This window comes from Clostridium subterminale, from assembly GCF_039521425.1.
In the GTDB taxonomy this organism is placed as follows: Bacteria; Bacillota; Clostridia; order Clostridiales; family Clostridiaceae; genus Clostridium_J; species Clostridium_J subterminale.
This window is the reverse complement of the sequence record NZ_BAAACI010000001.1, coordinates 734,407-756,227: the sequence shown is the minus strand read 5'-3', so window position 1 is coordinate 756,227 and position 21,821 is coordinate 734,407. Positions and strand designations below refer to the sequence as shown.

The following is a 21,821-nucleotide window of genomic DNA, read 5'->3' as shown; positions in this document are numbered from 1 at the left end:
ACCATATGTTATATGTGTAAATATAAAGAAATATGCAATGGAATATTATTACATAAAATTTATATTAAATTTTTATACATTTGATACGATAATTTAATTATAAATTAATAATATAAAATTAATAGTATATATGGATGTAATATGAATATTTTTGTTGGAATATATTAAAATATTATTCAAAATTATATAAAATATTGCAAGTAACTGGCGTTTTTAACTAGTAAAGTTACAAGGAATATGATATTATACAAATGTGACAATTATGTATACAATTGAAATATAAAGAAATATGTACTATTATACGGGTTTTACAACTAGATATACAAATTAAATTTAAATAAGGTAAAAATATATAAAATGTGTTGTAATATGTATAAATTAATTTTGTAAGGAGAATTAATTTGGAAGAGAATATTATTAGTTTAAGTGAGATCTTCGAAATTTTAAAAAGAAAGTGGAAACTTATATTAGTATTTGTTTTGAGCTCAACTTTAGTAGCATCAATAGCATTGTTTGTACTGATAGATCCACAATATGAATCAACTACTAAGGTATTTATAGGTAAAGAAGAAAGTCAGCAGGAAGGATATAATATTTCAGATATACAAATGTATCAAAAATTATTAAAAACCTATGCTGAAGTTATTAAAACTGAAGATTTAGTTAAAAAAGCCATAGATAAAACAGGATTAGATATAAAACCGAAAGAAGCAGTTGAAAGTTTAACAGTGGTGTCCTTAGCTGATACACAGATTATAGAAATAAAATATAAAAGTAGCTCACCAGAGGATGCTGTAAAGCTAGTGTCTGCTGTAAAGGATGAATTTGTTAAAGTATCAACAGAGTTAGTTCCTAATGGAAATGTTCAAGTAATTGAAGAAGCTAGATTTCCACTAAAGGCAGTAAGTCCTAATAAGAATATGGGACTAGCAATAGCTATAGTATTAGGATTATTTATGGGAATAGGAGTTATCTTTCTTATGGAATTTTTAGATAATACCTATAAAAATAAAGATATATTAGAACAAGAATTAAGTATACCAGTTTTAGGGATAGTACCGAAAATAGACCTATAGAACCTTACGTAGGATGATGAACACAAGATGGAAACGGAGGAAGAATAATTTTGGAAGAACAAGTAATTAGCCTTGGAGAAATTCTAGAAGTGTTAAAAAAAAGGTGGAAGATGATACTAATAATAACTCTACTAGCAACATTAGTATCAGGTTTGGTGAGCTTTTTTTTAATAAGTCCTAAGTATGAAGCAAGTACAAAGTTATTTATAGGTAAGGAAGCAGGAGCAGAAAAAGGTTATGATCAAAGTGAGATAGCTATGTATCAAAAGTTAATGAAGACCTACTCAGAAGCGATAAAAACTAGAGATTTAGTTGGAAGAGCTATAAAGTCTGCTAACAGCAATCTAACAGAAGATGAAGTGCTAAAAAAACTTACAGTGGTAACTGTAGCCGATACACAAATTCTTCAAATTAAAATTGATGATAAGGACCCTAATATGGCAGCAACTATGGTACAAGCCATAACTAATGAGTTTGTCACTACTTCTAAGGTTTTAGTGCCAAATGGGAATATAAAAGTTATAGAATCCGTAAAAGTTCCAGAGACACCAGTAAGTCCTAATAAAAAAATGAATATAGCCATAGCCTTTTTACTTGGATTAATGGTAAGCGTAGGGATAAGCTTCTTATTAGAGTTCTTAGATAACACCTATAAGAATAGAGAACAATTAGAAAATGAATTAGGAATTCCAGTTATAGGAACTATACCTAACACTGAGCAATAGAGAGTTACAGTAGATAAACTTATTAGATTTTTACTTAAGGAGAGAAATTAATGTTTATAGTAGAAAAAGACCCTAAGTCTATAGCTGCAGAAAGTTATAGAACTCTAAGGACAAATTTGCAATATTCATCCTTTGATGAGGAATATAAAGTAATAGTAGTAACTAGTGCAGAACCGGGAGAAGGAAAGAGTACTACAGCAGGAAACTTAGCATTATCTATAGCTCAAAGCGATAAAAAGGTGGTACTTATAGATTGTGATTTAAGAAAGCCATCACTACATAAAAAATTTGAAATATCTAATACTGCAGGACTTTCTGATGTAATAGTTGGGAAAGAGAGTATTTCTATAGTAGGTCATAGATACAATAATAATCTTACCATATTGACCTCAGGTAAGATTCCACCTAACCCATCTGAGATGTTAGGTTCAAAGTCTATGAAGGCTCTAATTGATGCTTTAAAAAAGGTCTTTGATTATGTAATATTGGATACTCCACCAGTACAAGCAGTTACTGATGCACAAATCCTTTCCACTAGAGCCGATGGAACATTACTTGTGATTAGGGCAGAGAAAACAAAAAAAGATTCTGTTATAAACTCTGTAAATCTTTTAAAAAAGGTTAACGCAAATATCATTGGTACCATATTAAATGGAGTGGACACTAAAAGAAACAGTTATTATTACTATTATGGTGATAAATAATATATAAAATTTCACTTTAAAGGTTGGAGGAGTGCTTATGATAGATTTTCATAGCCATATACTTCATGGGGTGGATGATGGATCTAAAGATGAAGATATGACTATAAATATGCTTAAGCTTGCAGAAAGCTCAGGAACAACAGGAATTATTGCCACACCTCACTTTTTTAGAGGTAGGTTTCAAGTGCCTTATGAAGAAATAGAAAAGGAGGTAGCTAAATTAAAAACTTTAGCTAAAGAAAATGGTATAAATATAGAAATTTACTGTGGTCAAGAGGTTTATTATACTAGTAGAATTCTAGAAAGTTTTCAAAGTGGGGATATATCTACCATTGAAAACAGCAGATATATGTTAATAGAATTTCCTTTAAGGGAATTTTCTGTGGATGAAGTAATAAATGATATTTATGAACTTCAATTAAAGGGGATTGTACCTATAATTGCTCATCCAGAGCGATATAAAACATTTATAGAAGCCCCGGAATTAATAAATAAGTTTATTGAAGAGGGGTTTTTATTTCAACTTAATACAGGTAGCATAGCAGGAGACTTTGGAAGAAGTGTTAAAAAAACTGCAGAGTTATTTGTAAAACATAAAATATATAGCGTTATAGGTTCCGATGCTCATAGAGCAGATGTTAGAACTACAGATATGACCTTAGGAGTAAGGGCTATAGAAAAAATAAAACCTGGATATGTAAGGGGTATGGACAACATTTCTCAGGAAATTTTAAAGAACAATAAAGTGAACTTTCAAGGTGAGAAAATAAAAAAACAACGCGGAATTATGAGCTTATTTAAAAGATAAATTTAAAGTATAAAAAAATTTAAACTGGGTGTATCGGTTATGTAAAAGTTGGGAATTGGGGGTGCTTTTAATCTGATGACTACCAGCTCTAAACTCCCTTCTTCTTCGAAGTGGGAGTAAAGAGTTGCTATGTCCCTGGATAACGATTTCTAAGCTTCAAAGAAGCTAAGAACTCTGTTCATAGCCGATAGGGGTAATATAAAATTCGACATAAATAACTTAATTATAAAGGGAATTATGAAATGTAGCCTATACTTGGGCGCTTGGACTACATGGAGTTAGTAGCGCAACCCACCTTTATCTTATTAATTCAGGAGAACTATAAGTTTGAAGGGGAAATTTATAGTAGGCGAGTTATATAAAAGATAGCGGTGGGTTATTTTTATCTGGTTTTATAAATTAAGAAATGGTGGGCACTCTTAATTAGTGAGTAATATAAAAGATAAAGTTTTAGGGGGGGTATTGTATGGCAAATCATAACTCAAATAGGAATTTAATAATTCTAGGAGCCGGTGGGCATGGTCATGTAGTTAAGGAAGTAGCAGAAGCTATGGGTATATTTGATAAGATAGATTTCTTAGACGATAATCCTAACTCTGGTGAAGCTATAGGGTTATGCTCAGATAGTGAAAAATTTGTAGAAGAGTACACCTATGCAATACCAGCCTTTGGGAATAACAAACTTCGTATGGTGTGGATTGAAAAACTTGAGAAGAATAAATTTGAAATTCCAACTTTAATTCATCCTACAGCATATATTAGTCCATCAGCTATAGTTTCTTCAGGTTCAGTAGTAGCAGCTAAAGCAGTTGCAAGAAAGATTAGTTAGTTAATTTTATTTTAAGTATTTTTTATAGTATATGGGGGGATATAAATGTTAGAATTGAAAAAAGAGATATCCATAATTACATCTAGTGAAGAATATAGTATTAACAATATGTTTTGGATAAAAGTATATGAAAAGACAAAAAGAGTATTAGATATAATACTGTGTTTAATAGTATTTCCGCTAGGAATTGTATTAGTAGCCATAGCCACCATATTTATAAAAATAGAATCAAAAGGTCCGGTATTTTATATACAAGAAAGATTAGGGAAAAGCGGTAAGGTATTTAAGTTGTACAAGCTTAGAAGTATGATTGTAGATGCTGAAAAAGAGGGTGCTCGATGGGCTGAGAAGAATGACCCTAGAGTTACTAAGGTTGGTAAATTTATTAGAAAAACTAGAGTAGATGAGATTCCTCAACTTTGGAATATATTTAAAGGAGATATGAGTATAGTAGGGCCTAGACCTGAACGGAAAGTATTTTACGACAAATTTGAGTGTGAAGGTATTCCATATAGAAAAAGATTGTTAGTGACACCAGGACTTACTGGGTTTGCTCAGGTGAATGGTGGATATGAAATGAGCCCAGAGGAGAAGCTTGAGTGGGATATGGAGTATATAAGAGAGCGAAGTGTTATCACAGATATAAAGATAATGTTTAAAACTGTAGCTATCGTATTTACTGGGAATGGGTCTAGGTAGATAAAATTAAATTATAGTGAATTTAGGAGGTTCAAAATGAATGAGCTGGTTTCAATTATAACACCTACTTATAATGCTGAGAAATTTATTAAATACACAATTGAGTCGGTATTATGTCAAGATTATGAAAATTGGGAATTGATTATTATTGATGATTGTTCTAAAGACACTAGTAGAGAAATTGTTGAAGAGTATATGAAGATAGATAAGAGAATTAAAATGATAGCATTAACAAAAAATGGCGGGGTAGCTAATGCTAGGAATAATGGTATAAATAACGCAAAAGGCAGATATATTGCTTTTTTAGATAGTGATGATTTGTGGCATCCAAATAAGCTATCTATCCAAATCAGCTTTATGAAGAGAGAAAAATGTGCTTTTACATATACAGGATATGAATGGATTAATGAGGATGGAGCCAAGTTAGGCAAATTAATAGAGGTTCCAGCAAAAATTAACTACAATAAACTATTAAGAGGCAATCTTATTGGGTGTTTAACGGTAATTATAGATAAAGAGAAAATAAAAAATATAGAAATGCCATTAATAAGACATGAGGATTATGCAGCATGGTTGAATATTCTTAAAACTGGTGTTGTAGCTTATGGTATAAATAAAAATTTAGCTCTATATAGAAGAACATCAAATTCATTAAGTTCAAATAAAATTAAAACTATTTTTTGGACATGGAATATTTTTAGAAATAGTCAGGATATAAGAATATTAAAGTCTATTATACATATGATTCAGTTTGTATTTACTAAAATGTTTAAGTATGTTACGTAAGTGAAATTCGGTATTATTTGATTTGTATTATAATTTTAAAAATATTAAATCTATTCAATATTAAATCCTATCATTGTAAATAATGGTAGGATAGAAATGTAAAATACATATTTTTATAAAATATATTTAATTTAAGAGAGGAAAATACAAGTGGTTATAAAAAATAAAGGTTATAAGTTAAAATTAAAGGAATTAAGCAGATATATATCAACAATATTATTTTTAACTTCAACAGTAATTTTTCCAAGGGTTTTTGATATGACAAGTGGATATAGTTCTTATGTAAATATATTGAAGGTCATAACTGTGTTTTACAATTTTGGAGTATTTGTACTTTTATTCAAAACTAGAAAGAAGACTTTAGTAAGTATTTATTTTGTCTTTATTTTGTCATTAATTATATTAAATATGTCATTTGTAAATTTTATAGCATATGTTTTGGCAACATATGCATATGGAGAAAGTGATAAAAATTTTAAAGCATATGTTTATACTAAATTGATTTTAGTTATAATAATTTTTATTCTGAGCTTATTTGGATTAAATAGTGAACACATAATGTATGAATATGAAAGAGGAATTAGATTCACATTAGGATTTACGAATCCTAATACTCCAAGTATGATGATTTTTGATGTTGTTATAGGGCTTATATATATACATAATAAAGATAAGAAGATAATATTTATTTCAACTATGCTTGTGTTAGGTGTGTTTTATTATACTAATACTCGTACATTATTATTAGTATATATATATTGCTTATTTATTTTGATGCTCAACTCAAAGATATTAGCTTTTTTAAAACCAATTATAATTAGAAGTTTTCTAATATGCTTTGTTTTAAGTATTGTGTTTGCTTTGTTTCATGAATCATCATTAAATAGTTTTTTTAATAGAAGACCAGAGCTGATATATAAATTTTTAACTTTTTATAAACTTAATTTATTCGGATATTCAAGGGATGGATTGTCTATTTCAGTTGATAATTCATATTTAAGAATATTAGTTGAATTAGGACTTGTATATTTTACAATTCATAGTGTCTTAATTAAAAGGATGATTAAAAAAATGTTTTTATATGAAGATTACCTAGGTATTAAAATAATTATGTCAATTCTTTTATATGATATTTTTGAGCAGTTTTCCATAGCTCATGGGTCAATACTTTTAGTATTTTTGTCAAACTATATGATTAAGTGTTCATCAATAAATAAGGTTGAGAAGGTAACAGCAGGAATAGATAATTCACAATTTTTGATAAAAACGAAGCGGGGTGATTATATTGAAAATATGTATTCTAGGACCTGTAATTAATAAACATCATTTTGGAGGAGTAGCTACTTTTGATGAAGGACTTAGAAGTGGGTTTTTACAAAATGGAGATGAAGTTCTTATGATTACAAATATTGAAAAGAGTGGAGAAAATATAGAGTATTTTGGGAAAGTAGACTTCTTTGTTTTTAAAAGGAAAATTATAAAAAAAATTATTAAATTTAATCCCGATATTGTTATATCATCTATGTGGTATGGAATTTTAAACAGAAATATTAAAAAATATTTGCCTAGAACTAAAACAGTTCATTTTGTTCATGGATTTCCAACATATCGTTATAAAAATTATAAAAGATACCTATTGAATACTGCTTTTAAAGAATATCGAAAACACTCTGATTTTTTAGTTAGTAATAGTTCATTTACTGGATGTATAAATACTGAGATTTATGGTATAAAGTGTGACAAAACTATTCATATAGGTCTTAAAGAAAAATTTGTGGATTTTGAAAAACAAAAGAATGAGAATGTTAACTTTGTGTTTGCAGGTAGGATTGTAAAAGAAAAAAATGTTGATAAGGTGTGTGAAATTTTTAAATTTATTTATCAATTTGACCAGAGTGTTAAGTTAACTATTATAGGTGATGGACCTGAAAGAGAAATTCTTGAAAAAAAATATGAAAGTGAAAAAATTATTTTTTTAGGTAAAAAATCTCGAGAAGAAACTTTGCAAGCTTTAGAAAAGGCAGATGTTTTTATATCACTTAATCCACATGAGCCTTTCGGTTTAGTTTATTTAGAAGCTTTACTAAAGAAATGCAAGATTATTTGTCCAAACACAGGGGGACAAGTTGAGTTTTTAAATGATTTTGAAGAAGTACTATGTATTGATATCAACAATTATGAGAATTTTAAAGAAGAATTTATTAAATTAATAAACATAGATGGATTTACTAAAACTAATTTATCAAGTTTTTTTGAGTACTTTAATTATAGAAGAGTTGCAAAGGAATTGATTAAGTTAAAATAAAGGATGATGCAATATGGAAAAAATAAGTGTTATTTTGCCTAGTTATAATGTGGAAAAATATATTGGAAAATGTATTGATTCATTGATAAATCAGTCATATGAAAATATAGAAATTATTATTGTTAATGATGGTTCTACTGATAGAACATTAGAAGTAGCTAAAGAATATTCGAAGGTTGACAGTAGAATTAATATTATTAATCAAGAGAATAAAGGTGTAAGTTGTGCAAGAAATAACGCAATTAAGAAATCAACAGGGAGTTATATCATATTTATTGATCCTGATGATTACCTACATGAAGATTTTGTAAAAAGTTTATATGATAGATTAGTTGAAAGTAATTCTGATTTAACAATTTGTGGTCACACCAAGGTATATGATAATTTATATAAAACTAAAAGTAAAACATCTAAAACTATTTTTAAAGGTGATGAGATATTTAAAGAGTATTTTATAGGAGAAAGTACATTAACAGTTTTGATGTGTGATAAGATTTTTAAATCAAAAATAATAAAAGAAAATAATATTTACTGTCCAGAAGAAGTAACGAGTGGTCAAGATCAGGTTTTTATTCTAGAGTATTTAGTGTATTGTAATTCAGTTTCAACTATCGATAATAATTACTACTATTACTATCAAAGAGTGGGGAGTAAATCAAAAAGATATGAATACCATATATTTGAAAGAACAATAACTAAACTTGAGTATTTGAAGAGAATATTGGTTGAAAATTCTCTTTATGATAAGTTTGAAAGGTATTTTAAAATAAGATTATATATGAATTTATTTTCTCAAGGTTTATTGCTATACACATATAATTTTGAGAAGAATTTTAAGAGTACATTTAAAATCTTAAAAAAAGATTCAGTTAGGTATATAAATAAGAATAGATTTTCAATGTTGTTAGACATATTACTATTATCAAAGTTAAATATTAAAGAAAAAATTGCATGTTTTACAATCTATTATTTACCGAGCTTTTTTGTAGAATTATTATATAAAAAATATCTAAGAACTTAATAGAAAGGATATAAGGATGAATGATTTTATCGTGGTGACAAATGGTTATCCTAGCGAAAATAAACTTTATAATAATGCTTTTGTTCATAGAAGAGTAATTAACTATTTAGAAAAAGGTTATGAGGGTTTTGTTATAGTTATAAGACCAGAGCATAAAATAATAAAAAAGTATGAATTTGATAATGTTGTTGTTTATGAAGGTAATAGTGAGAATGTTAGAAAACTACTTTTAAACAATTTAAGAGCTAAAATTTTTATTCATTTTGTTGATATCCATATGATAAAAGCTATTACATCAGTCAATGAAGATTATGAGATATTTATATGGATTCATGGAACCGAGGCTTTATCTTGGAAAAGACGTATATTCAACTTAAGTTTTAACTTAAAATCTATTTTGAGTTTTATCAAGTACATTTATTGTAATACAAAGCAGATGAAATTTATGAGAGAGCTAATTTTAAATAAAAAATTAAATATAAAATATATTTTTGTATCTGAGTGGATGAAGGATATTTTAGCGTTAGATTCTAAAACGATTTTAAATGCGTCAAGATATGAAATAATACCAAACATTATTGATGATACGTTGTTTTATTATCATAAAAAAAACGAAAAACATAGGTTTAAAATTTTAAGTATACGACCATATTCAAGTAAAAAATATGCTAATGACATTTCGGTTAAAACAGTACTAAGGTTATCTAAAAGAGCTTATTTTGATGAATTAATTTTTGATTTTTATGGTGATGGCTATTTATTTGATAAAACTTTAAAGCCACTTAAAAAATTTAAAAATGTTAATATACATAAAACTTTTTTAAGTCAATCGGACATTGCTAAATTACATAGTAAGCATGGGGTAATTTTATCTCCAACAAGACAAGATGCTCAAGGTGTGTCTATGTGTGAAGCGATAGCAAGTGGATTAGTTCCAATAGTATCTAATAATACTGCTATTCCTGAGTTTGTAACTAATAACTTTGGATTTTTATGTAATGATGTTGATGACTTTATTGAAGCTTTTGATACGATATATAGTGATAGTGATGATTTTATAAGAAAGTCGCAATTAGGCTCTGAATTTATGTTAAATAAGTGTGGAAGGCATAATATTGATAGAGAGTTAAGGTTAATAGGATTTAATAATTGCAACAATAAGAAGAATAAGCAAAACATTCTATAGTAGTATACAAAGGTACATTGTACATAGGTGTATCAGAAAGTATAGAGGCTGAATGGATAGCAAAACTGAACGAGAAAAGTAGATATAGCTGTTATAAATGAGTTAGATATGATATTTAACAAAATTAATATGGATACTAAAGCAGAATAGATGCTTAAGATAGTAAGTAGAATTTTATAAATATGAATATAGGATTATTTTACGGACATTATACAGGATTAGAGTCATACTGCTTAGTACACGAGTTAAAGAAATTTGAGTAGAATCTAAGACGTAGTATAAAAAATATAACAAGGTAAAGGAGTATAATGGATAATAATTTGTTGAAAAAGTTTATTCAATTTGCAATGGGAAATTGTATAGTTTTATTGCTGGGATTCATATCATCTCCTATTATTACTAGGCTTATAGATGATCCGAGTCAAATGGGTAAATTTAATATGTTTACTACAGTAGCCAATTTAGCAATGGTAATAGTTATGGTTGGAATAGACCAATCATATGTTAAATATTACTATGAAGAAGAGTTAAATAGTAGAGGTAAATTGCTAAGAAAATGTATAAAAGTACCTTTGTTGATAAGTATAGTCATAGGAGAATTGATACTGCTCTTTAATAGAAGTATATCTATGTATATTGTAGGGCAAGAAAGTTTAGGAGTTGCATTTTTTATAGCATTACATATAGTAGGACTGGTAATTAATAGATTTGCTTTGCTACAAATAAGAATGAAGCAAAACGCAAAGCTTTATTCATTTTTATCTGTACTTACTAAAATAACAAATTTAATATTAGTCGGATTACTTTATTTTAGATATAATAATAATTATATGACTTTAGTACTGTCAATAATTATTTCCAATATACTGGTTAGCATATTGGCTATAATATTAGAAAGAAAAGAATGGTTTAAATTTGACCAAAATACTGAACTAAAGGTAACAACAAGGCAACTTATGGTATATGGATTTCCTCTAGTTTTTACAATGGTAATTACGTGGTTGTTTCAGTCAATTGATAAGCTATTTATAAATCATTTTTGTGGATATAAGGAAGTAGGACTTTATGGCTCGGCTATGACTATAGTGGGGTTGTTAAATACGTTTCAAAGTGCGTTCACAACGTTTTGGGTGCCTGTTGCATATGAACATTATAATAATAGTCCTGATGATAAAAGTTTCTTTGTAAAGATTAATAATATTGTAACTGTAGTTATGTTATTTCTGGCGATAGGACTAATAACAATGAAAGATATAGTCGTTTTGTTATTAGGACCTAATTACAGAGATGCTGTATTTATATTTCCATACTTAGTTTTTATGCCAATAATGTATACCATATCTGAAACAACTGTTATGGGAATAAATTTTAAAGGAAAAACTAAGAAGCATATACTAATAGCGTCTGTTGCAGCAATAGTTAATTTATTAGGAAACTCATTTTTAGTACCAATTTATGGAGCTAAAGGAGCTGCGATTTCGACGGGAGTAGCGTATGTGGTTTTCTTTGGAATGAGAACGTATATGTCTAAAAAGGAATACAAGGTAAATTATAAATTAAAAACTTTAGCTATATCTACTGTTATAGTATATATGTTTGCAACTTATTCTAGCTTTTACAAATTTAATATGGTTATATTTTTAGCTTCTTTAATATCAACATTTATTGTATCTGTGCTATATAAAGATACTATACTTAAAAGTTTAAAATTATTAAAACTAATAGTTAAAAGCAAAAAAGTGAAAAGGTAGATTAAATATTTATATATAAATTTTGAAATTATGCTAGTAAGCTATAAAAATTAAAATTATAGGTGGGTATATGAAAATGAAGAAAAAAATAATGCTCGTCTTTGGTACAAGACCAGAAGCCATAAAGATGTGCCCTTTGGTAAAAGAACTTAAGACACGAAAAAATATTAAAATAATTGTTTGTGTAACTGGACAGCACCGTCAAATGCTAGATCAAGTTCTTGAAGCTTTTGATGTTATTCCTGATTATGATTTATCTATAATGAAAGATAAACAAACGCTTTTTGATGTAACAACTAATATTTTAAATAGAATCAAAGAGGTATTGGAAGAAGTAAAACCGGATGTGGTGTTAGTTCATGGAGATACGTCAACAACTTTTGTTACAGCTTTAGCTTGTTTTTATTTACAGATTCCAATTGGACATGTTGAAGCTGGACTCAGAACCTATAATATATATTCACCATATCCAGAAGAGTTTAACAGACAATCTGTTGGGATTATAGCAAAGTATAATTTTGCTCCCACTGAATTATCTAAAGAAAATTTACTTAAAGAAGGTAAAGAATCCAAATCTATCTATGTTACTGGAAATACTGCCATTGATGCCTTAAAAACTACTGTTAGGGAAGATTATACTCATGACCAACTTAAATGGGCAGAAGATAGTAGACTTATTATGATAACTGCTCATAGAAGAGAGAATCTAGGAGAACCAATGAGAAATATGTTTAGAGCTATTAAAAGGATAGTAGATGAAACCCCAGATATTAAAGCTATTTATCCTATTCATATGAATCCTATAGTAAGACAAGCTGCAAATGGGATTCTTGGTGATTGTGATAGGATTAGAATAATTGATCCACTTGATGTATTAGATTTTCATAATTTCCTTTCTAGGTCCTATTTAATTTTAACTGATAGTGGTGGTATCCAGGAAGAAGCTCCAAGTTTAGGTAAGCCTGTGCTTGTTATGCGTGACACCACAGAGAGACCTGAAGGAATAGCCGCTGGTACGTTAAAATTAGTGGGAACTGATGAAGAGATTATTTATAATACATTTAAGTTATTACTTGAGGATAAATTAGAATATGAAAAAATGAGCCATGCAAGTAATCCATATGGTGATGGTTTTGCCAGTAAGAGAATAGCAGATATATTGGAGGGTCTAGGCACTTTTGTTCAAGAAACTTGAACATTAGAGGAAGTTGCTGCTTCAAAATAGTCTTTAAATACTAGGAGATTGAAATATGAAGGATATAGACATTAGGAATTTATTAGGTAGGGATACAATACAACTTAAATCAGACCATATTGATAGATATATCAAGGATAAGGTTATTCTTGTAACCGGTGGTGGAGGAAGTATTGGCTCAGAGATAATAAGGCAGATAACTAAATTTTCACCAAAGAAAATTCTTATTTTAGATATATATGAAAACAATGCTTATGATTTACAAATGGAGCTTAATAGAAACTGTCCTCAGGTGTGTAAAAGTGTGATAATTACTTCAGTGAGGGATTTAGTGAGAATGGATCAGGGGTTTTGTCAGTATAGACCTGATGTTGTATTTCATGCTGCAGCTCATAAGCATGTGCCTTTAATGGAAGAGAATATGGCTGATGCAATTAAAAACAACATAATAGGCACATATAATGTGGTTAAGTGCGCTCATAGGTATGGGGTAGATAAGCTTGTGTTAATTAGTACTGATAAGGCTGTGAATCCTACTAATATAATGGGAGCTACTAAGAGGTTTTGTGAACTTATAGTACAAGCTTTTAATGAAGTGAGTAAAACTGATTTTGTAGCAGTGAGATTTGGAAATGTCTTAGGAAGTAATGGTTCTGTGATACCACTATTTAAAAGGCAAATTGAAAAAGGTGGACCTGTCACAGTGACACATCCAGAGATAACTAGGTTCTTTATGACTATACCAGAAGCAGCTCAGCTTGTAATTCAAGCAGGAGGATTTGCAGAAGGTGGAGAGATATTTGTCCTTGATATGGGTAAACCAGTTAAGATGGTGGAGCTTGCAAAGGAGTTAATAACTCTTTCAGGTTATAAGCCAGAGGAAGATATAAAGATAGAGTATATAGGTCTAAGACCTGGAGAAAAACTTTATGAAGAACTACTTATGGATGAAGTTGCATTAACTTCTACGGAACATGATAAAATCTTTGTAGAAAAACCCAAGGAAGCAAATATAAACTTCATAGAATCATCTATAGATGAATTTAAAAATGTAGACAATATATCTAAAGAACAAATTATAAAATTAATGAAAGAAAAGGTTCCTACATATTTCCCTATGGTGTTAGATTATGGGGTATCCCAAATAGCTGAAATCTCGCAAACCCTTGCTACGTCAACAACTAGTTATATAGTTTTATAGTTAAATAGTTCTATATTTATGTAGTTTCCTAGAGGAAATTTTAAATAGTTAAATATTTCATAGGGTAAACTCAATGAGAGAAGAATATCTAGGTATTCTTCTTTTTTTGCACAATCAGCATTTATGCTGAGCCGTTAGGTTGAAAGAAGTTTAAGTTTCCCCACCGGGGTTTGAATCTTTCTACAGGTTTAATAATAGAAGAAGCTAAAAATATGAAATATAGTGCAGTTTTTAAGGAGTTTGGTTATAATATAAATAAATAGATTTAAAGAATGGAGGATATTATGAAATCAATTAAAGAAAGTGGAATAGATATTGATATGCTCTATGATGTTATAGCCTTATGCACTTTTGGAAGTTACAATGAAAGTTGTTGGGACAAGGAGCGAAGTGACATAGATGTTATGGTTCTTTCTAATACAGAGCTAGAATGGAATAGGGAAATGGAAATAGAAGATTATTTAACTAATCATTTATCAGTGTATTTTAATCATGAAAATATTCATATTACCTTCATCAATGATTTTGTTTACCCATTTGGAGAAATTATGATATCAAGTCCTAATAAAGTCATACTACAGGAAGAACAGTATTTGGATTATATACTTGGGTACTCATGTTTTAAGAGAGATAGAGAGTATTTAGAAATTATAAGAGACTATCACCTAAAGGAGAAAGGAGTGTAGTTATGGTTTATTATAAATATAAAAAAGAAAAGTTGGAAGAAAAGCTTGTAGAAAGTAAAGTTTTTTTAGTGAAAATAAGAGAGTGTTTAAAGAGAAACCCAAATAGTGATGATGAAATAGTAGATGAAGCTATGATATCTTACTTTAATTCTTTCTGTGAATTTATATTAGATATGTGTGAAACATATTTAGTAGCAACAGAAAATTATATACCTAATAAATCAGGGGTAGATATAATAGATTTATCATCAACCTTTGGATTCATATCTTCAGAGGATTCTAAGAAACTTCAGGGGATAGTGAGACTTAGGAATAGGTATACTCACGATTATTATCAAAGGAAGTTAGCAAGAAAAAGAATTATAGATATATGTAAATCTGAAATCATAACTTTAGATTTATTTCTAGAAACTTCTTCTGAGAAAATAAGATTAGTTGTTAGTGACAAGCAGTAAGAGACTGTGAAGAAGGGTTTAAGATGGCTGATGAATTTATTGAAAAATTCCTTAATTTAAGTTCTACTTGCTGAATTTATAATTAAGACAAAAGAGATGTTCAAATAGTAAAATTGAACCTATATGATAGACACTATAAAAAGAGAGCCTATCAGTATAGGTTCTTTTTGTACAATAAAAGTATGAGGTGATTAAAATGAGCAAAAAGACTTTTACTGCTGAAGAAGTTGAACTATTATCAAAGAATAAATATGTTCAAAATGTAAGCGAAAAATCAATAACATATTCGAATGAGTTTAAAATATATTTTATAGCTGAATCTAAGAAAGAAAAAACATCTAGATTAATCTTCGAAGAAGCTGGTTTTGATATTGGTATTATAGGTGAAAAGCATTGTGAAGTCGCTAGGGCTAGATGGCGAAAAGCTTTTAAAGACAAGGGCGTACTAGGCTTAGATGATACTCATTTGTGTAAAACAGCTAATGTATCCCGTTCGGGATATTATAACTACTTAAAATGCAATGATAAAAGGAAACAACGCGAAAAAGCAGACGTGGTAGTGCGTGATACCATATTAATTGCTTTTAATCATAGAGGTTATAAAAAGGGCTCTCGTTTCATCAACTTGTCAGATAAAATCACTCTTGATATAGCTACAGGTACAATTCATAAACTAATGGCTACGCCAGGGCTACATCTAGATAAGACTGCTTTTATACATTCTGATCAAGGTGTACATTAAGAAGAAATATTAAAAAGGCTGAAAAGATAGTTGAGATAAAATATGATTTATCTGCAGAGGAATTTTATGCCAATAATAAGATGACATTAAAAAAGCAGGGGCAGCAAGCTTAGTTCTATTAGAGGCAATAAGACATGTGGCTAATTATACTAAAAAGTTTGACTTTGAAGGCAGTATGATAGAAAATGTGAAAAATTCCTTTAGGCGATTTGGTGCTGTACAAGTACCATATTTTTGCATATACAAGGAGTATTCTAGATTGTTCAAGATGATAAATAGGATTAATGAAATTGTTAAAAGGTAGCAAGTTATATATATTATAAAATAATTTAAAAATGTTGGTATATATAGATAATGGGATTAGAGACCGTTGTAACGAGTTCTAATCCCATTGTAAAAACTTGTAATGGGGTCTGACCCCACTGAAAAAAATTACATTTGATTACCTGTTGGTTGAGATATGTTCTTTAGAGCATCTTGTGCATTGTCAGAAAGAATAGGCTCAAGAGAAATATCTCCTAATGAAACAATCCCTACAAGACTATTATTTTCTACGATAGGAAGCCTACGTATTTGCTCTTTGCTCATTATTTCAGCAGCATCATGAACATCCATTTCTGGATTCCCTACAGTAGGGTTTGAGGTCATAATATTACTGACTGTTGTTTGGCCTGAATCTTGACCTGAAGCTACAGCTCTTAAAGCAATATCACGATCTGTAACTATACCACTTACCATATTGTTACTACATACCGGTATGGAACCAACATTATATTGTTTCATAAGTTGAGCAGCTTTTTCAATAGAGTCCTGTGGGTTTAAGCAAGCAACATCTTTTGACATGATTTCTTTTACTTTCATATAATTCACCTCCATATATAGAGTAACCAATTAAATTACTATTTATTAGCTAGCAAGGTGAATATTTTCTTTATGGAGCCTACCATAGGAAGTTACGATGTCTTTGTTGAAGGAACTTTTGGAAAAGTAATTCAAACTGAAAGTAAGATGAGATTTAACAATAATGAAGTAATAGAGTCCAAGTAATAGAGTATAACACCATAGCTTGGACTCAAATATAAAGCTGACGTGATGTTTCACGTCAGCTTTTGCAATGTGTAAATGTTCAGTTTTATGTTGAACCATGAGGCTAAAAGAAGTCAGAGGTTCATGTTGAGAAAGATTATAAATTTGGTCTTTTAAACTTTAAACTTTAAATTTCATAATAATTGTTTGTAAGTTTTGTGCTAAATTTGATAGGTTTTCACTAGAGCTTGCAATTTCTTCTATGGAGGCAGCTTGTTCTTCCATGGAGGCTGTTGCTTCTTCAGTTGCAGCAGCACTTTCTTCAGCAAGGGCTGAAAGTTTTTCAAAAATATCTAATATTTCATACTTTGTTTTTTCCATCTTTTCTCCTGAAATATTTAACTGCTTAACTACTTTTCCAGATTCATTCATTGCTTCAGAAATTAACATATATTTATCTCTAGTATTAATTACACTACTAGCTTGTTCTTTAGATATATTAGATAGCCTTTCCATTGTATTTACAGCATTTTTAGCATTATTTTGCAATTCATCAACCATTCCATCAATCTCTTTTGTAGAAGTTGAAGATTGCTCAGCTAATTTTCTGATTTCCTCTGCTACTACTGTAAATCCTCTACCGGCTTCCCCGGCTCTTGCTGCTTCTATTGCTGCGTTTAATGCTAATAAATTAGTCTGTTCTGCTATAGAGGCAATGACATTACTTGCTTGTCCAATTTTATTAGAACTATCATTAGTTTTTAATATAACTTCATATATCTCTTTTGTTGCATCATTACTTTCTTCTGTTATTTTTGATAGGGTATCAATGTCATTTAATCCCTCACTAACCACTTCGGTTACCTTCATTGAAGCAGTATTTAAATTTCTCACATTTTCTTGATCTTTTTCAATAATTTCTCCTAATAAAGTAGCTTTTGAAGATCCTTCTTCTGTAATTCGTGCTTGTTCAGAGGCTTCCATTGCTATTTCTTCTACTGTTTTTGATACCTCGTCTACAGCTTTGGCTGATTGGTGTGAAGTAGCCGTCAACTCCTCTGAAGCAGCAGTAACTTGTTCGGAAGAATCACTGACTTTATCAATAACATCCCTAAGATTATTAATTATGCTTTGTAAAGCTTGGGCTAAGGCTCCAATTTCATCATTCTTTTTAAAATAGTTTTCAGAAACATCTTCTGTAATATCTAAATTAGCTATTTTTTCTGAATGTTTTATTGTTTTTATAATAGGTTTAGCAATGGAATTACCAATTAAATATGTAATAGCAATACTAATAAACAAGATTACAGAAGTAACTATTGTAATTGTTCTTTGTAGCCTAGGAATTGCAGATAAAACCTCACTCTCATTGGCAGTAGTAATAAGTATCCAATCAGTACCTTCAATAGGTGCATATCCAGCATATAAATCATCACCTTCAAAGGAATAGGTGCTGACTCCTTGCTTGTCTTTCAATGCTTTCTGAAGTAGTGTAGACATTGAAGTTAGACTTTTATTTTTTTTCATTTCTTCAGACGGATTAAACTGATTTAATACCTTTTCCCTGTCTGGATGAGCAATTATTGTTCCATTACTATTAATAATATAGCTATATCCTTCATCCCCATATCCGACATCATCAATAATTTCACTTAAAGCATTTCCGTCTCTACGACCTATTAAAGCACCTACGACTTTACCATCTCTTTCAATAGGAGCTGCATACATTAAAACAACTTCATTGGTTACACGACTAATTAATAAGTCAGATACGTTCGCTTCGCCATTTAAAGCCTTTTTTACGTATTCTCTATCACCTAATTGGTTAGTTGATCCATTTGAATAGTGGGCAGTACCATCAGGATCAACCACAGCAATATCAAGAAAATTTAGACCTTCTACTTGTCTTTGTAGTATAGGTTGTTGTAATTTCCAATCCATGCTCTTTATTTTGTCTAATAGAGCTATTGTTTTTAAGCACTGTTCTTGGGTTTCACTTCTACTCTCTGTTACTCTTGCTCCTTCAGCTGCTAGTGAAACTAGGGATTTTTCTGCTTCTTTTGTAAGAGAAGCGTTAATATTTTGTGTAGAAATCAACTCTAATAAAATTGATGATAATAAAATTAGTATAGAAAAGTAGATAACTAATTTTGTTTTAATACTTTTTAGTTTAAATTTACATATAAAGCTTTTTAGACTTTTCACTTCCATCCCTCCATTTAATGAATATATAGATTTTGATTCTTGATAACTGATTACTTAAGGGTAGATATTTATAAGATGTTAGATGTGGTAAGGTGTAAATGGATTCCTTTAATAAAAAATATTACAAAATATGTAGTTTGCATTCCAATTTATATTATAACAAATAATACTATAAAACAACACAATTGAAATATTTTATACAAATAATACTATTTTTTTTAACTTGATGAATCAATTTTTAGAAATATAAGTAATCTAAAAAGTTAAAAAAATACTGTTAACTATTGAATCGTAAATACATAAAGATTGAAGGAAGTAGTGCTGAAATACCAATATTAGTTTAAAAATATACCAATATAGGATATAATATACTGGTAAGGAGGGGGATATATGAGAAAAGATAGGATACAAACCATATTATGCATAGTACTATCTATTGCTTTAATTGCTACTTTAGCTTTAGGTATAAATAAATCTAAGAAGGAAAAAGAAAAGATTTTACAAAGCAAGAAGCAATATGAAAGCTCAATAAATACAGCATCTAAACCAGAAGAAGAGACTAAAGAAGGTAATATAGAGGAAGAAAAGCAAGAAAGTGAAGAAAAATTAACTTTAGAAGGAAAAACTCTACTTTCTCTTGGAGATGGAGTTTCAAAAGTAAGTACATATCAAGAAAAGGTAAAGAATCTTTTGAATTTAAAAAGTGTAATTAATAACTCTAATAATGGCTTAGTTATGAGTAGTATGATTAGCTACATTAATAAAGAGGCCCTTAAGGATACTGATATAATAATGATTATGGTAGGTACTAATGACTATACTAAAGGAAGAGCCCTCGGAACTATAGATGATGGTGGGGAAGTTGAGTCTTTTTATGGAGATGTACAAGCGGTTATAAATGCAGTAAAAAATGCTAAACCCGAGGTGAAACCTGTATTTTTAACTCCATTAAAGCATGGGAATATTGAAGGACAGCCAAGCTATCCTGATAAAAATAATATTGAACTTGGACTAGATGATTATGCTAAAGCCATTAAAGATGTATGCGATAAAAATTCAATACCAGTAGTAGACTTATTTAACAAAAGTGGCATAGAAGCAGAAAATATAGCTCAATATACTGTAGACAATATGAACTTAAATGAAGCTGGAAACGAAAAAGTAGCCAAGACGATCAGTGAAGCGTTACAAAAAATATATAAGTAGGATATACTTAAGTAGATATGCATAACATATAATATAGATTTATATTATATATGAAAATTCTTATTCATGACAAGTTAATCATTTGAAACCAAAATTTAATGAAGAAATTCTAAATCTCCTACTTAATAAAATTGTTTACCTTCACTATTCGCCTTCATGGCTCAGTGTTCAGCTCTTGCCTTCCGTGGCAAGAATTACAACAATTTTACACGTAGGAGCTAAAAATTTCTAACATTAAACTTTCAATGGTTTCTGTATTGATTAACTTTTGTCATTTCTAAGAATTTTCAATAAGAATTATCTATTATATTAGAAAGTATTCATACACATAAAGAATTGAGTTTGGACCTTAGCTTTTTAAAGGCTAGGGTTCTTCTTTTTGCTGCTGTAGAGTAGTTAAGACTTCTGGATATTGAATATTCTTTTAGGTTTCCTTCACAGTTTATGTAAATGAAGGTTATTAAGTCTCTTAAGTTTTCTTGGAGGTTGTCCACTTCTTTTTTTATAAGTTTATACATTTCTTTTTCTATAAAATTATCTTCAGTTGATGCATCAGCTATTAAAGTATCCTCTATTCTTAGGTTAGTGCTAACTGGAGCTTCAATGGTTTGTACTTCGTTATCTTTTGCTCTTTGTCTTATTAGATAATTAAAATTATTTTTTATTGCATAAGAAATATAGGCTGTAAAATTACCTTTTCCCTGTATATATTTCTCTAAGCAACGAATTATTGTTATGTTTCCTATTTGAATTAGGTCTTCCATTTCATAGCCTCGGACATGAACCTTTGAAGCCTGTTTGATTATTAAGTATTTGTATTCATTGAGCAATTCTTCCATAGCACTTTGGTCTTTATTTTTTGCTTTTAATATAAGATTCTCTAATTTCGAATAATTCATAGATATAACCTCCTAAAAATACTTTAATAACATATATGCATTTTTTTGAAAAAGTGGAATATAACTAACAAAGAAATTTTAGCAGAAACATTAGTTTGTGTAAATATAAAATTTGAAAAATTTGGATTGTAGTATTAGTGTTTTAAAATATAAGTGTGAGGGAAGAATATTTATAGCAAATTCATATTCTGTATTATTTGATAATTAAAACAGAATAATATATATTATTAAGAAATAAGAGTTTTAAATAGCTTGAACGTATTCTTTCTGTATTATTAAAAATTTTTAAAATAATGCAGAATATCTTGCAATAGAT

At 29.2% G+C, this 21,821-nt stretch carries 22 protein-coding genes, 1 pseudogene and 1 riboswitch; of the genes and pseudogenes, 20 read left to right on the top strand and 3 right to left on the bottom strand.

What is annotated here, in order from left to right:
* Positions 1–401: 401 nt before the first annotated feature.
* The 18 genes and pseudogenes from ABDZ93_RS03885 (at position 402) to ABDZ93_RS03800 (ending at position 16,473) form a co-directional block, all read left to right on the top strand.
* Positions 402–1,076 carry a YveK family protein gene (locus ABDZ93_RS03885; RefSeq protein ID WP_343823813.1) on the top strand — a complete coding sequence of 225 codons (675 nt, stop codon included), beginning with the start codon at positions 402–404 and terminating at the stop codon, positions 1,074–1,076.
* A gap of 50 nt (positions 1,077–1,126) precedes the next feature.
* The gene (locus ABDZ93_RS03880) at positions 1,127–1,801 is read left to right on the top strand and encodes a YveK family protein (protein ID WP_343823811.1); all 675 of its coding nucleotides are present in this window, start codon (positions 1,127–1,129) and stop codon (positions 1,799–1,801) included.
* Positions 1,802–1,851: 50 nt separating this feature from the next.
* Positions 1,852–2,505: a CpsD/CapB family tyrosine-protein kinase gene (locus ABDZ93_RS03875; RefSeq protein WP_343823810.1), complete on the top strand. Its 654-nt coding sequence runs from the start codon at positions 1,852–1,854 to the stop codon at positions 2,503–2,505.
* 37 nt (positions 2,506–2,542) lie between these two features.
* Positions 2,543–3,313: a tyrosine-protein phosphatase gene (locus tag ABDZ93_RS03870; protein WP_343823808.1), complete on the top strand. Its 771-nt coding sequence runs from the start codon at positions 2,543–2,545 to the stop codon at positions 3,311–3,313.
* A gap of 221 nt (positions 3,314–3,534) precedes the next feature.
* Positions 3,535–3,618: riboswitch (cyclic di-GMP riboswitch) on the top strand.
* Positions 3,619–3,779: 161 nt separating this feature from the next.
* Positions 3,780–4,142 carry a PglD-related sugar-binding protein gene (locus ABDZ93_RS03865; protein ID WP_343823806.1) on the top strand — a complete coding sequence of 121 codons (363 nt, stop codon included), beginning with the start codon at positions 3,780–3,782 and terminating at the stop codon, positions 4,140–4,142.
* A 45-nt stretch (positions 4,143–4,187) separates the two neighbouring features.
* Positions 4,188–4,841 carry a sugar transferase gene (locus ABDZ93_RS03860; RefSeq protein ID WP_343823804.1) on the top strand — a complete coding sequence of 218 codons (654 nt, stop codon included), beginning with the start codon at positions 4,188–4,190 and terminating at the stop codon, positions 4,839–4,841.
* A 36-nt stretch (positions 4,842–4,877) separates the two neighbouring features.
* Positions 4,878–5,627, top strand: a complete 750-nt coding sequence (locus tag ABDZ93_RS03855) for a glycosyltransferase family 2 protein (RefSeq protein WP_343823802.1) — start codon at positions 4,878–4,880, stop codon at positions 5,625–5,627.
* Between the two features lie 150 nt (positions 5,628–5,777).
* Complete coding sequence (locus ABDZ93_RS03850; RefSeq protein ID WP_343823800.1) at positions 5,778–6,944, top strand: hypothetical protein; 1,167 nt, start codon at positions 5,778–5,780, stop codon at positions 6,942–6,944.
* Positions 6,913–7,932, top strand: a complete 1,020-nt coding sequence (locus ABDZ93_RS03845) for a glycosyltransferase family 4 protein (protein ID WP_343823798.1) — start codon at positions 6,913–6,915, stop codon at positions 7,930–7,932. Before ABDZ93_RS03850 ends, ABDZ93_RS03845 begins: the two co-directional genes overlap by 32 nt.
* Before the next feature lie 13 nt (positions 7,933–7,945).
* Positions 7,946–8,953 carry a glycosyltransferase family 2 protein gene (locus tag ABDZ93_RS03840; protein WP_343823797.1) on the top strand — a complete coding sequence of 336 codons (1,008 nt, stop codon included), beginning with the start codon at positions 7,946–7,948 and terminating at the stop codon, positions 8,951–8,953.
* A 16-nt stretch (positions 8,954–8,969) separates the two neighbouring features.
* Positions 8,970–10,139 carry a glycosyltransferase gene (locus ABDZ93_RS03835; RefSeq protein WP_343823795.1) on the top strand — a complete coding sequence of 390 codons (1,170 nt, stop codon included), beginning with the start codon at positions 8,970–8,972 and terminating at the stop codon, positions 10,137–10,139.
* 308 nt (positions 10,140–10,447) lie between these two features.
* The gene (locus tag ABDZ93_RS03830; RefSeq protein ID WP_343823793.1) at positions 10,448–11,890 is read left to right on the top strand and encodes a lipopolysaccharide biosynthesis protein; all 1,443 of its coding nucleotides are present in this window, start codon (positions 10,448–10,450) and stop codon (positions 11,888–11,890) included.
* A 76-nt stretch (positions 11,891–11,966) separates the two neighbouring features.
* Entirely contained in the window at positions 11,967–13,085 is a 1,119-nt protein-coding gene (wecB, locus tag ABDZ93_RS03825) for a non-hydrolyzing UDP-N-acetylglucosamine 2-epimerase (RefSeq protein WP_343823791.1), read from the top strand.
* Between the two features lie 70 nt (positions 13,086–13,155).
* Positions 13,156–14,196, top strand: a pseudogene (locus ABDZ93_RS03820) (UDP-N-acetylglucosamine 4,6-dehydratase family protein); the annotation flags it as partial.
* A gap of 374 nt (positions 14,197–14,570) precedes the next feature.
* Complete coding sequence (locus ABDZ93_RS03815) at positions 14,571–14,972, top strand: nucleotidyltransferase domain-containing protein (RefSeq protein ID WP_343823789.1); 402 nt, start codon at positions 14,571–14,573, stop codon at positions 14,970–14,972.
* 2 nt (positions 14,973–14,974) lie between these two features.
* Positions 14,975–15,427 carry a HepT-like ribonuclease domain-containing protein gene (locus ABDZ93_RS03810; protein ID WP_343823788.1) on the top strand — a complete coding sequence of 151 codons (453 nt, stop codon included), beginning with the start codon at positions 14,975–14,977 and terminating at the stop codon, positions 15,425–15,427.
* 196 nt (positions 15,428–15,623) lie between these two features.
* Positions 15,624–16,169 carry an HTH domain-containing protein gene (locus ABDZ93_RS03805; protein WP_343823786.1) on the top strand — a complete coding sequence of 182 codons (546 nt, stop codon included), beginning with the start codon at positions 15,624–15,626 and terminating at the stop codon, positions 16,167–16,169.
* Between the two features lie 136 nt (positions 16,170–16,305).
* Positions 16,306–16,473 (top strand): hypothetical protein, encoded by a 168-nt coding sequence (locus ABDZ93_RS03800; protein ID WP_343823783.1) that lies wholly within the window; start codon positions 16,306–16,308, stop codon positions 16,471–16,473.
* A gap of 128 nt (positions 16,474–16,601) precedes the next feature.
* On the opposite strand, the gene ABDZ93_RS03795 is transcribed toward ABDZ93_RS03800, so the two are convergent.
* Positions 16,602–17,030: a CBS domain-containing protein gene (locus tag ABDZ93_RS03795; RefSeq protein ID WP_343823782.1), complete on the bottom strand. Its 429-nt coding sequence runs from the start codon at positions 17,028–17,030 to the stop codon at positions 16,602–16,604.
* A gap of 57 nt (positions 17,031–17,087) precedes the next feature.
* On the opposite strand from ABDZ93_RS03795, the gene ABDZ93_RS03790 reads away from it, so the two are divergent.
* Positions 17,088–17,216 carry a hypothetical protein gene (locus ABDZ93_RS03790; RefSeq protein ID WP_343823781.1) on the top strand — a complete coding sequence of 43 codons (129 nt, stop codon included), beginning with the start codon at positions 17,088–17,090 and terminating at the stop codon, positions 17,214–17,216.
* A gap of 159 nt (positions 17,217–17,375) precedes the next feature.
* Here ABDZ93_RS03790 and ABDZ93_RS03785 read toward each other — a convergent pair whose 3' ends face one another.
* A complete protein-coding gene (locus ABDZ93_RS03785; RefSeq protein WP_343823779.1) occupies positions 17,376–19,400 on the bottom strand; it encodes a methyl-accepting chemotaxis protein in 2,025 nt (674 codons plus the stop codon).
* A 390-nt stretch (positions 19,401–19,790) separates the two neighbouring features.
* Between ABDZ93_RS03785 and ABDZ93_RS03780 the strand changes: the two genes are divergently transcribed.
* Positions 19,791–20,606: an SGNH/GDSL hydrolase family protein gene (locus ABDZ93_RS03780; protein WP_343823777.1), complete on the top strand. Its 816-nt coding sequence runs from the start codon at positions 19,791–19,793 to the stop codon at positions 20,604–20,606.
* Between the two features lie 320 nt (positions 20,607–20,926).
* On the opposite strand, the gene ABDZ93_RS03775 is transcribed toward ABDZ93_RS03780, so the two are convergent.
* The gene (locus ABDZ93_RS03775) at positions 20,927–21,505 is read right to left on the bottom strand and encodes a sigma-70 family RNA polymerase sigma factor (protein WP_343823775.1); all 579 of its coding nucleotides are present in this window, start codon (positions 21,503–21,505) and stop codon (positions 20,927–20,929) included.
* Between the last annotated feature and the right edge of the window lie 316 nt (positions 21,506–21,821).